The 11,679-nt window shown below is 56.7% G+C and carries 14 protein-coding genes, 2 tRNA genes and 1 pseudogene; 8 read left to right on the forward strand and 9 right to left on the reverse strand.

Annotated elements, in window-relative coordinates; genetic code table 11:
- Positions 1-76 precede the first annotated feature (76 nt).
- Together N1937_RS08510 and N1937_RS08515 are read right to left on the reverse strand one after the other, a co-directional pair.
- Positions 77-346 (reverse strand): hypothetical protein, encoded by a 270-nt coding sequence (locus N1937_RS08510; RefSeq protein ID WP_260058274.1) that lies wholly within the window; start codon positions 344-346, stop codon positions 77-79.
- The gene (locus tag N1937_RS08515) at positions 343-603 is read right to left on the reverse strand and encodes a hypothetical protein (RefSeq protein ID WP_260058275.1); all 261 of its coding nucleotides are present in this window, start codon (positions 601-603) and stop codon (positions 343-345) included. Before N1937_RS08515 ends, N1937_RS08510 begins: the two co-directional genes overlap by 4 nt.
- Positions 604-885: 282 nt before the next feature.
- Here N1937_RS08515 and N1937_RS08520 point away from each other — a divergent pair, with 282 nt between their 5' ends.
- Positions 886-1,065: a hypothetical protein gene (locus N1937_RS08520; RefSeq protein ID WP_260058276.1), complete on the forward strand. Its 180-nt coding sequence runs from the start codon at positions 886-888 to the stop codon at positions 1,063-1,065.
- A gap of 164 nt (positions 1,066-1,229) precedes the next feature.
- On the opposite strand, the gene N1937_RS08525 is transcribed toward N1937_RS08520, so the two are convergent.
- Positions 1,230-1,433 carry a hypothetical protein gene (locus N1937_RS08525; RefSeq protein WP_162118455.1) on the reverse strand — a complete coding sequence of 68 codons (204 nt, stop codon included), beginning with the start codon at positions 1,431-1,433 and terminating at the stop codon, positions 1,230-1,232.
- A 196-nt stretch (positions 1,434-1,629) separates the two neighbouring features.
- Between N1937_RS08525 and N1937_RS08530 the strand changes: the two genes are divergently transcribed.
- Positions 1,630-3,567, forward strand: a complete 1,938-nt coding sequence (locus tag N1937_RS08530; protein WP_260058278.1) for a DUF4396 domain-containing protein — start codon at positions 1,630-1,632, stop codon at positions 3,565-3,567.
- Between the two features lie 91 nt (positions 3,568-3,658).
- On the opposite strand, the gene N1937_RS08535 is transcribed toward N1937_RS08530, so the two are convergent.
- Positions 3,659-3,913 carry a hypothetical protein gene (locus N1937_RS08535; RefSeq protein WP_260058280.1) on the reverse strand — a complete coding sequence of 85 codons (255 nt, stop codon included), beginning with the start codon at positions 3,911-3,913 and terminating at the stop codon, positions 3,659-3,661.
- Between N1937_RS08535 and N1937_RS08540 the strand changes: the two genes are divergently transcribed.
- Positions 3,912-4,286 carry a hypothetical protein gene (locus N1937_RS08540; protein ID WP_260058281.1) on the forward strand — a complete coding sequence of 125 codons (375 nt, stop codon included), beginning with the start codon at positions 3,912-3,914 and terminating at the stop codon, positions 4,284-4,286. The two genes, N1937_RS08535 and N1937_RS08540, sit on opposite strands and share 2 nt — an antisense overlap.
- 47 nt (positions 4,287-4,333) lie before the next feature.
- Here the strand turns inward: N1937_RS08540 and N1937_RS08545 are convergent, their stop codons facing one another.
- The 3 genes from N1937_RS08545 to N1937_RS08555 all read right to left on the reverse strand — a co-directional run bounded on the left by N1937_RS08545 (position 4,334) and on the right by N1937_RS08555 (position 6,773).
- A complete protein-coding gene (locus N1937_RS08545; RefSeq protein ID WP_260059078.1) occupies positions 4,334-5,338 on the reverse strand; it encodes an acyltransferase family protein in 1,005 nt (334 codons plus the stop codon).
- Positions 5,339-5,692: 354 nt separating this feature from the next.
- Positions 5,693-6,094, reverse strand: a complete 402-nt coding sequence (locus N1937_RS08550) for a hypothetical protein (protein WP_260058282.1) — start codon at positions 6,092-6,094, stop codon at positions 5,693-5,695.
- A gap of 604 nt (positions 6,095-6,698) precedes the next feature.
- A tRNA-Asn gene (locus N1937_RS08555) sits at positions 6,699-6,773 on the reverse strand.
- A 117-nt stretch (positions 6,774-6,890) separates the two neighbouring features.
- On the opposite strand from N1937_RS08555, the gene N1937_RS08560 reads away from it, so the two are divergent.
- Positions 6,891-7,208, forward strand: coding sequence for a hypothetical protein (locus N1937_RS08560; protein WP_260058283.1), 318 nt, complete (start codon positions 6,891-6,893; stop codon positions 7,206-7,208).
- A gap of 104 nt (positions 7,209-7,312) precedes the next feature.
- A pseudogene (locus tag N1937_RS08565) lies at positions 7,313-7,638 on the forward strand (hypothetical protein).
- Here the strand turns inward: N1937_RS08565 and N1937_RS08570 are convergent.
- Positions 7,635-7,973: a KTSC domain-containing protein gene (locus tag N1937_RS08570; protein WP_260058285.1), complete on the reverse strand. Its 339-nt coding sequence runs from the start codon at positions 7,971-7,973 to the stop codon at positions 7,635-7,637. The pseudogene N1937_RS08565 and the gene N1937_RS08570 overlap by 4 nt on opposite strands.
- A gap of 262 nt (positions 7,974-8,235) precedes the next feature.
- On the opposite strand from N1937_RS08570, the gene N1937_RS08575 reads away from it, so the two are divergent.
- A tRNA-Cys gene (locus N1937_RS08575) sits at positions 8,236-8,309 on the forward strand.
- Between the two features lie 621 nt (positions 8,310-8,930).
- On the opposite strand, the gene N1937_RS08580 is transcribed toward N1937_RS08575, so the two are convergent.
- Positions 8,931-9,233, reverse strand: coding sequence for a hypothetical protein (locus N1937_RS08580; protein ID WP_260058286.1), 303 nt, complete (start codon positions 9,231-9,233; stop codon positions 8,931-8,933).
- A gap of 486 nt (positions 9,234-9,719) precedes the next feature.
- Between N1937_RS08580 and N1937_RS08585 the strand changes: the two genes are divergently transcribed.
- Positions 9,720-10,385 carry a protein-L-isoaspartate O-methyltransferase family protein gene (locus tag N1937_RS08585; protein ID WP_017964041.1) on the forward strand — a complete coding sequence of 222 codons (666 nt, stop codon included), beginning with the start codon at positions 9,720-9,722 and terminating at the stop codon, positions 10,383-10,385.
- A gap of 333 nt (positions 10,386-10,718) precedes the next feature.
- Positions 10,719-11,588: a PopZ family protein gene (locus tag N1937_RS08590; protein ID WP_260058287.1), complete on the forward strand. Its 870-nt coding sequence runs from the start codon at positions 10,719-10,721 to the stop codon at positions 11,586-11,588.
- The last annotated feature ends 91 nt before the right edge of the window (positions 11,589-11,679 follow it).

Consider the following 11,679-nt stretch of genomic DNA (forward strand, 5'->3'; position numbering starts at 1 on the left):
CCACGGCGTTTGTTCCCGGCCGGCTTCTCTCGCGCGAGTTCAGCCGAAACCCGACATGATCTGCCGCGCAATCTCTTCAATCACGCGGCAGCTTATAAAGTAACAACAGATTGTCGGATCGGTTGCCGCATCCTTGATATTTGAGGCGCTTGGCAACCTCGGCGAGAGATATGTCACGGCCGCAACGGCGAGCAATCTCCCGCCGGTCGATGGATGTTTCGTGATGGCATATGCGGCAACGGGCATGGAGGACGTACCACTGCGGCAAGGTCGCCAGCGTTTCTTTTTCGATTTCGACGGCATGGCGACCAGGAGATGCGAGTTCAATACTGCGGCGATGTTTCATGCCCGTTCAACGCTCTGTGTCCGTCCACGTGTCATGTCGCAACCCATCCCTCTTTCCGCGAAGGCAAGCTGAAGTCGCAGGTGATGGCAGTCCAGCAGCAATGTCGTGATGGCGGCACGGACGTCACCATCATGAAAGGCGACAACTGCGTCGACTTCTCTTCTCAGCGCTTCTTCTGCCAGCTTTTCAGCTATCTGCGGACGCACGACCTCGATCTCCTTCAGAGTTCCACCGCAAGTTTTCAGATTGGCGGCCATTACGCCGATGTTCCTATTATGTTCCCATGGGCTGACGAGTCAAGAGAGGTCGACGCTGAGGTTTCCGTAGCTTTCGAACGGAAACAATCTCAAGAGCCCCTGGTTGACGTTGCAGAGCTTACGGAGGTCGCAAGAGAATCTTGCGCGTTCGGAGCTAACGCCAATCGAGGAGTGCGCCTATATCTCAAGATGATCTGGAAGGAGATGAGTTCTGGGAAAATTTCTCCCAGTATTCCAAAAAGGGGAGAGGCTCTCATCGCTTCGTAAACTGGAGAAGCATCGATGAACAGACTTCACGCATTTGTAGCAGCCGCGGCAATCAGCCTTGCCGCCATGACCTCGGCCTGCTCGACACCACCGAATTCATATGGCTCTGCATCAGGATATCAGCCGGGCGATTCAATGAACCCGGCCTGTGCGGATGGATTTCGGCCAGGCGACGGCCGTTCATGCAGCTATTAGAGCCAGGCGTCTAAAGGCGGGCGTCTCTTTGTCAGTACAACAGGCGGTGGCTGGCCGCTTCAGCGCTAGGTTCCTGGAGCGCCAACCGGCACCGTGGCGGACTATTTCGCCGGCCGGCCGGCTGCAATACAAGCGCGCCGTCAGGTCGCTTTTATCGAGCATGCTTACTTGTTTGTGCGGCCGCGCTGTTTAGGGTTTATGCCGCCAAATCTGTTGGTGTCGTTGGCCACATCGCCTTCTTCGGTGTTCTCCCCGGCAATATCGTCGGCGCCCGTGTCACGATGCAGCCCCTTCGATTGTCCGATACCCGGATCTCGCTCGAGATCTGCGTCGGTAGGGCGAGATGACTTGGGATGTTTGGAAGTCATGATTTTCCTCCGTTTCGTTGGCTAAATGCAAAACAGCGGTCGGCTGCGAGAGTTCCAGTGAAAACGGGATTAAGCGGGCATATTGGTGCTTTAATCAGAACACGTAGGGGCGGCTGATCGCCTCCTTGACGGCGTCGCCCTTGCCGGGGGCGGCGACCGCTCCAAATCAGGTGCCAATGTTGTCAGAGGCGGAACGATGCTCATTCAGCCAATTGATTACTTTCTGCTTGTTTGGTTTGCACTTGCCCTTGCGTCCACCTTGTACGTTGCTTGGGACCAGTACACCAACAATCCCGAACCGGTGGTGATGAAGTGGGGCTTCATCCTCGTCACGCTCTACCTCGGTCCCTTCGGGTTGCTGATCTATGTGCTCGCCGACAAGGAGCCGCGGCCGGGCACGCACGAAGAGTTCGTCAAACCGCTATGGAAGCAGGGCATCGGCTCCACGATCCACTGTGTGGCGGGAGATGCTACCGGTATCATCATCGCCGCGGTGATCGTCGCGCTACTGGGTCTGCCAATGTGGCTCGACCTGATCGTCGAGTACATCGCCGGGTTCGTGGTCGGCCTCTTCATCTTCCAGTCCCTCTTCATGAAGAACATGATGGGCGGCACCTACCAAGAGAACGTTCGCAAGTCCTTCCTGCCTGAGTTCATCTCCATGAATTTCATGATGGCCGGCATGGCGCCTGTCATGAGCTTCCTGATGATGGGCCGCGATATGCGCGCCATGGAACCGACCGAACTGCTATTCTGGGGCGTCATGTCGTTGGGCGTCATGGTCGGGTTCGCGCTCGCCTATCCGTCCAATGTCTGGATGGTCGCCCATGGTCTCAAGCACGGTTTGATGACCGACCGCGGAGACACTGACCATGCCGAGCGTGCGCACGAAAGCCGTTCGGAGCCCTCGCCACCAGCGCATGAGCACAAGGAAAACCATCGACACGCCGTGATGGAAGCTCCGCGGTCGCCGCGTCGCGGGAGCGCGCTCCATCATGATGGCCGCGGTTCCGGCCACGACATGGCCCCGGATACGCCTGTGCCACAGCTCGCTGCCGTTGGTGGCATCTCACTGATGTTGTTGCTGTTCGGCATGGTCGCCCCTGCCAACTGGGTCAATATGACGTTGAGCGCGCGCGATGTCGAGGGCGCCATCATGCCGCCGGGCATGATCATGGATCGCGACACTCCGGCCGAGGCGATGCTGGATATGGCGGCGATCCATCCACGCTATATCACCGCTACCTATGGCCTCGACACGCGCGGCGACCGTGTGCTCGAACCTCGCATCGAGGGCGGCGTCAAGGTCTTCGACATGGAGACCAAGGTCGTTCGCTGGACGATTCTGCCAGGAATCACGGTCGACGCCTACACTTTCAATGGTCAGCTACCCGGTCCGCGGCTTCAGATCCGTGAAGGTGATCGCGTCCGCATCAAGGTGAAAAACAGCCTGCCCGAAAGCACGTCAGTGCATTGGCACGGTTTGGTCCTTCCCAACGAGATGGACGGACCGGCAGAAATTACCCAGCCGCCGATCAATCCGGGCGAGACCTACGTGTACGAATTTACTGCGGGGCAGTCGGGTTCATATTTCTATCACTCGCACGACCACGTCGACCGGCAGCAGGCTCTGGGCCTCTATGGCGCGTTGATGATCGATCCGGCGCAAGCCGATCCGACCACGATCGCAGACCACGAGTATGTCATTCTCTTGCAGGAGTGGCTGAAGCGCGAGGGCCTCACCTATCCAGCCATGCCGATGGATGGCGGGCAGCCCAACTACTTTACCATCAACGGCCGTGCCTATCCCGAGACAGACACCATCAAAATGAAGGTCGGCGAAACCCTGAAGGTGCGCTTTGTCGGGTCGAACAATGGCTTCATCCATCCCATGCACATTCATGGTGGACCATTTACCGTCGTTGCCCGTGACGGCATCAATCTCTCGCCAACAGCGCGCTTTCAGGCGGACACTGTCAATGTCGGCCCAGGACAGCGCTACGACGTTATCTGGAAGGCGCTCAATCCCGGCAAATGGCTCATTCACTGCCACATCGGGCACCACACGACCAACAATAATACCGAAACCGAAGGGGGCGGCGGCCTGATGATGGTCATCGAGGTTGAGGTCTAACAAACACCGCCGCAAATCACACCGCGTCGGTCACCCCGTTGCCAACACCAGCAGCGAGCTGGTTGGTTGGTTTGACTGCCAATTCACTTCGCTACCGCTTTTTCCGGAGGTCACCGGGCAAAGCGTCAATAAGTTGATGCACTTTTCCGGTGGCGAAGGCGATGTCTTCGCGCGGCAGATGGACTGTTATCTCGATCTCTTGCCACCTGCCGCCATGGCCTTTTGCGAACCTGACGGCGGCTTCCAAAGAGGTGAATTGCACCGCCGGTGCATTGGCGGTCCAGAACTGCACGCTGCAGTCCGCCGTACTGTAATCTAAGAATGCTTTTTCGGGATCTAGCGCCATGGCATTTGCTGTACACCGCCGGCAGTTTTTTGGCCAGCGGTTACCTGCTCGCAGTAAAAAGCGCGTTGTCAGCCAGCAGAATTTTACTACCGAAGCCATCACAAGGGCGCCGCCGGTCTCACCAACCGGCGGGCCGTCGTGCTGCAAAGCGGGGAGGGAAGTGAGAAGAAAGCGCCTGCGTTCGGAGTTATCAACGGAGCAGGCGCTTAACTTGAAAAATGGCTCCCCTAATGGAGATCTGACGTTCCACAAGAACGCATCAGCTTTCGCCAGCCGCGCTCACGCTATCGAGTTCTTCGGAGCATATCGCGGGTCGGACCTGCTCGGCGTCGATGCGTTCAGGCGCGTGATTCTCCCGTGGGGGATTATCTAAAGTGAGCGGCCACGGCACTGCGCTAACAAGTGCCGTGGCCTGAACTGTCAAGTGCTCTCTGGTAGAAGCAGGGCTGATGTGACAACGCGCTTCTTCCACACTCGACTGACGCGTTCGCGAAGAAAGTCATGGGATGGCCTGTCGAAGACATAGTAGCAGAGCAGGCCGACCGCCATTGAAGCCAAAAAGGTGAAAGCGGCTAAGAGTAGCTGCTGGCTCAATGGAACACCCCATCGCTCAAGACCGATCTTCGAGAAGAGATATTTACAAACACCGATCGTGATCAAGTGGGATAGATAAATGGCATAAGAGGCATCGCCGAGCGTCTTCAGAAACTCGATATGTCTGACGCTGCCGTTTCTCTCGTAGGACAATGATCCGACTAGAACGACGGCTGCAGGTAATCCCCACATGACCACGCGCGCGAAACCGCCTTCTGGTGGCGCGATGAAGGACAGCGCTATGCCAGCAATGCCGAGGGCGATCAACAATAGGTCAACGCCGCTTTGAAGCCTGCGGCCCGACCTATACCAAGCCGCGATCGAAATGCCTGCGGCGAATTCGAGAAGCATCGGCGAAGTGAAAAGTCCGAATGGTGCATTGTGGAACGGGAGTTCTCTGGCCAGGACGAAAGAAATCAGGGCCACCAGGATGCATGGCAGGCGATAACGCTCGCGAACCAGCAGAGACAGCGCAAAAATCAAGTAGAAAAACATCTCGTAGTTGAGCGTCCAACCCACCCCCAGAGCCGGTTCCATGTCGCCGTTTCGACCATAGTAAGGGATGAACAGCAACGACATCACGATCTGAAGAGGTGTCGACAAGAAATTTCCAAATGAGCCCGGCGACACTTCTGAGGCAATAACAAATATCACAGTAAAGAGCCAATAAAGCGGAACGATTTTTATTAATCGATGAGTCAAAAACGTTCCAAATTTCATGTCCTTGCCCGCAGTTACCGACCACATAATGAAGCCGCTGATCAGGAAGAACAAATCGACTCCTGCGGCTAAAGGCCTCCACTCGCACCCAAAAATATAGCCTACATGCATTACGACCACCGCCGTTGCGGCAAGCGCTCTTAAGTATTGAATTGAGTAAATCACCGACGACCCCCAGTTGAGTGGCGGCCACTAAACATGCGCAGTTGCCGGTGTCAATGATTGCAACCTTCGACCGTGGAATTTCCTAGCCTATAACCTCAATATGCTCTGCGAGGGATTTATCCTGCACCGAAATCCATTTAGTAACATCGCGATCCATGACGAAAGTAGGTGTCTTTCTCTCTCGTCTGTAATCGTCAGGCTTTGTAAATACTGAAGCGGCCTCGGTTGTCTCAATAAGCTCGTCGAGTTGATGCATTGCAACATGCTCTAGCGTCGTTTGCTTCAAATCAAACGGTCCGTTCAAGCGGGCAAATACATCAGGCAAACTGCTGACGCCTTTGACCACTTTGATATCGGAGTAAGAAACGTCCGCACGATAAAGCGCTTGGCTCCGATCATCCCGGCGATCTTTTGCGTAAATTCAGTCACCCTATTAATGCGCAAAAGCCGACTGCCGAACTTGGCATGAAGAAAGTCTCTCCCGATATCTGGCGCGTCACATGAAGTGCATATAGCCAGGGCGTTGAACCCCGACATCAACAGCATGTTAGCAAACCTTGTAGAGGATTCGAGATGGACCATTCCTAAGCCCTCACGAACGTCGATTGCGTGCTGATTTTCGATCGTATGGTAGAAATTGATGGGATTAAGGCGGATGTTTCCGTCGATCCAAAATTTAACCGCCGTGTCGTCTGTGAACATGTAAGCAACGTCTTCGTCGGCAGAGGAGGTTTGGCAGGCGTTATGATAACGCGCGCGTAAGGAATAGCGGAGGGAGCCACTTGAGCCGCGAAACGGCGGCATTCAAGGGCCGCTAACACTTGGAAACAAGCGCGGGTCTTTTGAGGGTTCATCGTAAGATGCGCGTCTCCTCACCTTGATAGCAATGGAGATGCATCCACTTCCCAAAAAACTGAAAGGCTTCGACGACCTTGGAAATGGTAAATATGCAGATTCTCTCATCCGCCGGTGGCTTGCAACACGAGTGGAATAAGAGAACGCGCAAAGAATCGACTTTGCTGAGATATCTGCTTACTTCCGCTTTCACAGCAGCCGGCGGAATCGCGATGTGATCTGATCGCTCATAAGTTCGTTCCAGACGGCTTACACGCCCTTCCAGGTCGATGAGGAGATTGCGAAGTCCGGCTTGATGCATTTCCCGCCGCCATTGCACGCGACGGACTATATCGCTGGCGCTAGAGGATAGGGAATAAGCTATTCACAGGCAGCTAAAAGCGGGAGGGAAAGTGGGAAGTTAGTACCTGTTTCGGATTTCTCAACAAAAACAGGTACTTATTTCCTAAAATGGCTCCCCGGGCCGGATTCGAACCGGCGACCTGTCGATTAACAGTCGAATGCTCTACCGCTGAGCTACCAGGGATCACTGCTTGGCGCGGTGTGAGTGCGCTAATACAAACGCTTTCCCGATTTGCCAAGCGGTTTTTTCAAAAAAATGAAATGAACTTGTATTTGGGTTGTCTGCGCCCATCTCTGGGCAATGACAAATGTGAATGATCGCAGTGAGACAAACAGCGGCGAAAAGCGCAAGGCACGGGCAGGGCGCTTCGGCATCGATCATGCAAGCGGCAGGCTTGTGCTCGGCTCCTTCAGCATCGGCATGCCGCGCTCGCGCATCGCGCGGATGGCGCTCGGCGCAGCCCTCATTTTCTGCGGATTACTGGGTTTCCTGCCCATCCTGGGCTTCTGGATGCTGCCGCTCGGTTTCCTCGTGCTCTCACACGATCTGCCGTTCGCGCGCCGGCTGCGACGGCGTCTGGCGGTCTGGTGGCACAGACACCGGAGACCCGCTGACTGACGGCCACCCCGGAACGGGTCTTGTAGAACAGTGGATCGCCTTTCGCATTCGTGGTTTATGGAACGTAAAATCCGAAAACGCGCCACAATGATGCAGGTGAGGAAATGAAGGCATTTTTTGTTGTCGTCCTGTCGGCAACTGTCCTCTCAGGCATTTCCGCCGAGGCCCAAGTAGACAGCCGCGGCTTTGACGCTCGTGGCATCTGTCGCCGTCCTGAAGGCTGCGTGGTCGACCAAGGTCAAGGCGGCAGCTACAACGGACCGCGCAACTATCGCAATTTTAACGGCCGGAACGAGCGTGATGGGAGGAACGACCGCGAGCGGAACGATCGCCGCTACCGTTCTCAGAACAGAAGTGACAATTTCAATGCGGGAACCGCGTTGGCGCAAGCCCTGTGATTGAGCTGGGCGTGCAGCCTATGCACATCTAGTTCGATCTGAGTTCGCTTTCCTCGAAAGTCCCGCCATGGTCCGGATCAAGACCTGTCGCCAGCAACAAGCTGCAGGCGGCAAGGAGGAGGACGAGCTTGACTGCATAGGATGCCACGGAGACCGGTTGTCGACGGCCCTGTGATACGCGACACGGCGCTATATAATATTTGTAATAGAAGTGCGGATCATCGGTTTCCAGCAGGTTCTGGTAGACGTGCAACGGAATATCCGCATGCTTCAAAGGCGGAGAACCGGGGAACTTTACATAGAGATCCCGGGTTTCGGCGTCGTATGCCGCATGTACGTGCTTCGATTTGAGGGCAGCCCAATCCATCGCAAGCTCCTATACCCTCCCGAAAATAATTGAGTCCCGGAGGAGGATCGAAGTCAAGTCAAGAATTTGTTTCAAATGCCATTATTGGCAGGAAATGGGGCATCGTCATGGCCATGGAAATTCCGGCCGGCGCGCGTGCCGTTTCGGGATGACAAAATGGTCGTTTCGGCAGCAGCGGAATGGCGTTTTTCCGAAATGCCCTCTTGCGATTTCCTTACGATCATTCTAAACGCTCGCCACGGCTCAGATAACGAGCGCGTGAGGCCTCGTGGCGGAGTGGTGACGCAGAGGACTGCAAATCCTTGTACCCCGGTTCAATTCCGGGCGAGGCCTCCATACTTTTTCACCATTGAAAACAAACGGTTGCCGCTTTCGAAGGCGGTTTCGCGCCGCCCGCCATGTCGCATTCACGTTGCCGGCAATTCCCCTGCAATTCCGGGTATTCCTCTGGGCTACCGGCAAATCCACGCGAATGAAACGCGATGGAATGACCTCTATGGGTTTTTCGGGGCGCGGGAGGAATAAATGGTACGAGCGTCACGAGGGGAGTCGAGAGCGTCGTCGTTGCGCGAATCGATTCCGCTGATATGAATATTCTACTTTAGATTTCCTGAAGGCACGTCGGGTTTTCGGCGCGGTGTTCACTCGCTCATCTCAAAAGCGAGGCCCCGGCAACGGGAGACAGCTAAAGGTCCGGTTTCGTCACCCGGAAACCAGAGGTCACTCCTCTGCACCCTTCATCGCGATTGCAATCGATTGGCTTAACCGCCGGTGTACATCGGCCTCCTGTATGGAGCCGGAATGAACATTACGTTCATCTGGAAGACGGGCGTAAAGGTGACGATAACCGCCAAATTCGTTTGGACGTTGTTCCTGATCTACGCCATGCTTCCCTAACTCGCGCTGGGGGACCGACGTCAAGTCGGCCCCCCAGCTTCAGAAAGTCACCCTGAAACCCTACCAAACCCGCTGGCTCGGCGAAAAATCGAACCGTGACGGATTGATTCCCGTGAGGCGGTAGAGCGCCTTCAGGCCGCCCTTGCGAATTTGAGCCTGATATTCCAGATCGCTCAATTCAGGCCCGTCATCGATTTCGGGGCCGGCGCCAAGCAGCCGCCGCATGCCCTGCGGCGAAATGCAGGTGAAGCTGCGAATGTCGCCGCTGCTGTATTTGATCAGCAGCAGGCGGGCATCGGCGTTGTAGTGAAGCGCTTCTATGTAGCGCGATTGGATCAGGAAGGTTTGCATGCGCACACCCATAGCGGAAGGCGAGGGCGGTGCGACAAAATGGTTGACGTAACGTTAATGCGCATGCGGCTGTCGGTGCTGGATTTCAAAAGAAACAGACGCATATCAGGCCTGCGCCCGCCGGCATGAGATTGCCGCAGACGCCATGCAGAGAGATATCTCCGAGCTCGCTTCGGCGCCCTATCGTCTCCAGGTCGTTTCGCCGTCCAGCAACCCGCAGCAGAATACGCCGATAAGCGCTGCGACGATGAAGAAATCGAACAGCGTGAAATATTCGAAAATCGCAGACATGGCCTGCTCCTCCTATTTCCTCCGATGCAGATCATAACATGAAGGGGCGGAACGTTCCACGCTGGGGTTGCAGCGTCCATCCTGCCCCTGTGGCGCGGATGAGGCGCCGGCCGGATTCTTTTCGCCGGCGGCTGCCAAGCCTTGAAAGCATCCGTGGCGGAGATTAAGAGACGAGGGACAGGAACCGCTTTTTAAGAGCGAGAGGACATGATGGATTTCGAAGCAGCGCGCGCAAAGATGGTCGATACCCAGGTTCGCACGACGGACGTTACCTCGCATTCCGTGCTGACGGCGTTTCTCACGGTGCCGCGTGAGGCTTTTGTGCCGGAGAAGGCGAAACTGCTGGCTTATATCGATAACGATGTCGAGATCTCCGCAGCCGCACCGGGAAAGCCGGCCCGCTTCCTGATGGAAGCGTCGCCGCTCGCCAAGCTGCTGCAGCTGGCCGCGATCACCAAGGATGATTTCGTGCTCGAAGTCGGTTGCGGCACCGGTTACACATCGGCGCTGCTATCGATCATTGCCGGCTCCGTCATCGCGCTTGAATGTGACGAGACGCTAGCCACTGAAGCGAAGGCGCAGCTGGCTGGTTACGCCAAAGTCGAAGTCGTGACCGGCCCGCTCGAACAGGGCTACGCTGCCGGCGCTCCCTATGATCTGATCTTCATCAACGGCGCAGTCGAAGAGGTTCCGGCCGCCCTTCTCGGGCAATTGCGTGATGGTGGCCGTCTGGTCACCGTCGAAGGTTACGGCAACGCCGCCCGCGCCAAGGTCTTCGTCGCCGAGCGCGGCGCCATTTCGGAAAACGTCTTCTTCAATGCCTCGGTCAAGCCACTGCCGGGCTTCGCCAAGGCGCGCGAATTCGTTTTCTGACATCGTTCTTGTCGATGACATTCAGCGACGGGCGCCATCGGCGCCCGTTTTTATCAGCGCCGCTGGAAAGCCTTCACAAACATCATCTACCCTGACGCCGCCACGGCCGATCGGACGGATGTTATGCGCTTCAAATTCTTTTTCATCGGATGTCGCCGCCGCAAAATTGCAACAGGCTTTGCGGGTGGCAAAGATCAGGTAACAAAACTGTGCATGGCCGCATTCATTTGATTCGCGATGATTTTTTTCACGCCTGGGGTATTCTAAGGTCGTGGTGATTCGGATGAACGCTCCACACCATCCGGTCGTTGTTTTGGAATAACGGGGATAGAAATGGCTCAGCCAAGTGTAGCGCGTGAACCGTCCATGGAAGAAATTCTGGCGTCCATCCGTCAGATCATCGAAAGCAATGAGCCTGGCGGCGGCAAGGCGATTTCCGCATCCCTGCCACCGGTCTACGGCGCCGACGAGGATGACAACAGCTCCGAAATTCATCTGACGGTCGACGACACCTATGCCGGCGTGGAGTTCCCCGAACCGGTCATGCGCTCCTCCGATCCGCGTTTCGTCGCCGCCAATTCGGCAGGTACCGCTCCCGAAGCAGAAGTGCCGGCGCGCGCGCTGTCGCTTGCCGATGTCGCCGCCCGCGTGCGCGCTGCCTCCGAGCGTAGCGCCGTGCAAGCCGGTCAGGCGCTGCGCGAAATTCCGAGCGGTTTCCGCCAGCCCGAACCGCAGCCGGCCGTGACGCCTGAAGCGCCGCGCGCCGCGGCACCACAGCCGCAGCAGTCGCAGCCTGTTTTCGCGGCTGCCGCAGCGCCCGTTCAGCCTGTTGCAATCCAGCAGCCGGCCGAGCCGGTTGTTATGGAAACGCCTGAGGTGGCCGTCGCCGAGCCAGCGCCTGCTATCGAAACAGTGCCGCCGGCCATGGCGCCCGCTCAATCGTCGACGGACCGTTTCCTGCCGAGCGTTATGGACGAGGTCCAGCCGACGCTGCTTTCGGAGGATGCCGGCCTGCAGATCAGCCGCTCTTTCGAGGAGCTCGCCGCCGCGATCGACGGTGCCGAGCGCCGCTCGCTGGACGAGATCGCGGAGGACATGCTGCGCCCGATGCTGCGCGAGTGGCTGGATGATAATCTGCCGACACTGGTCGAACGGTTGGTGCGCGAGGAAATCGAGCGCGTGGCCCGCGGCCCGCGCCGCTGATCGGATTGCTTTTTCCTGAAAAGCCGCTCCGGTCTCCGGGGCGGCTTTTTTATTGACTTGGCCGAGACCATCCTATTTACAAACGCCCATC

It is taken from the genome of Rhizobium sp. WSM4643, assembly GCF_025152745.1.
GTDB classification, from domain to species: domain Bacteria; phylum Pseudomonadota; class Alphaproteobacteria; order Rhizobiales; family Rhizobiaceae; genus Rhizobium; species Rhizobium leguminosarum_I.

What these genes read in the sequence shown, in the direction of transcription:
- N1937_RS08580 (WP_260058286.1), bottom strand. Translation starts at nt 9,233, where the DNA reads ATGGGTGTGCGCATGCAAACCTTCCTGATCCAATCGCGCTACATAGAA.
- N1937_RS08510 (WP_260058274.1), bottom strand. Translation starts at nt 346, where the DNA reads ATGAAACATCGCCGCAGTATTGAACTCGCATCTCCTGGTCGCCATGCC.
- N1937_RS08530 (WP_260058278.1), top strand. Translation starts at nt 1,630, where the DNA reads ATGCTCATTCAGCCAATTGATTACTTTCTGCTTGTTTGGTTTGCACTT.
- N1937_RS08535 (WP_260058280.1), bottom strand. Translation starts at nt 3,913, where the DNA reads ATGGCGCTAGATCCCGAAAAAGCATTCTTAGATTACAGTACGGCGGAC.
- N1937_RS08545 (WP_260059078.1), bottom strand. Translation starts at nt 5,338, where the DNA reads ATGCATGTAGGCTATATTTTTGGGTGCGAGTGGAGGCCTTTAGCCGCA.
- N1937_RS08550 (WP_260058282.1), bottom strand. Translation starts at nt 6,094, where the DNA reads ATGTTCACAGACGACACGGCGGTTAAATTTTGGATCGACGGAAACATC.
- N1937_RS08590 (WP_260058287.1), top strand. Translation starts at nt 10,719, where the DNA reads ATGGCTCAGCCAAGTGTAGCGCGTGAACCGTCCATGGAAGAAATTCTG.
- N1937_RS08585 (WP_017964041.1), top strand. Translation starts at nt 9,720, where the DNA reads ATGATGGATTTCGAAGCAGCGCGCGCAAAGATGGTCGATACCCAGGTT.
- N1937_RS08515 (WP_260058275.1), bottom strand. Translation starts at nt 603, where the DNA reads ATGGCCGCCAATCTGAAAACTTGCGGTGGAACTCTGAAGGAGATCGAG.
- N1937_RS08540 (WP_260058281.1), top strand. Translation starts at nt 3,912, where the DNA reads ATGGCATTTGCTGTACACCGCCGGCAGTTTTTTGGCCAGCGGTTACCT.
- N1937_RS08570 (WP_260058285.1), bottom strand. Translation starts at nt 7,973, where the DNA reads ATGGATTGGGCTGCCCTCAAATCGAAGCACGTACATGCGGCATACGAC.
- N1937_RS08525 (WP_162118455.1), bottom strand. Translation starts at nt 1,433, where the DNA reads ATGACTTCCAAACATCCCAAGTCATCTCGCCCTACCGACGCAGATCTC.
- N1937_RS08520 (WP_260058276.1), top strand. Translation starts at nt 886, where the DNA reads ATGAACAGACTTCACGCATTTGTAGCAGCCGCGGCAATCAGCCTTGCC.
- N1937_RS08560 (WP_260058283.1), top strand. Translation starts at nt 6,891, where the DNA reads ATGACAAATGTGAATGATCGCAGTGAGACAAACAGCGGCGAAAAGCGC.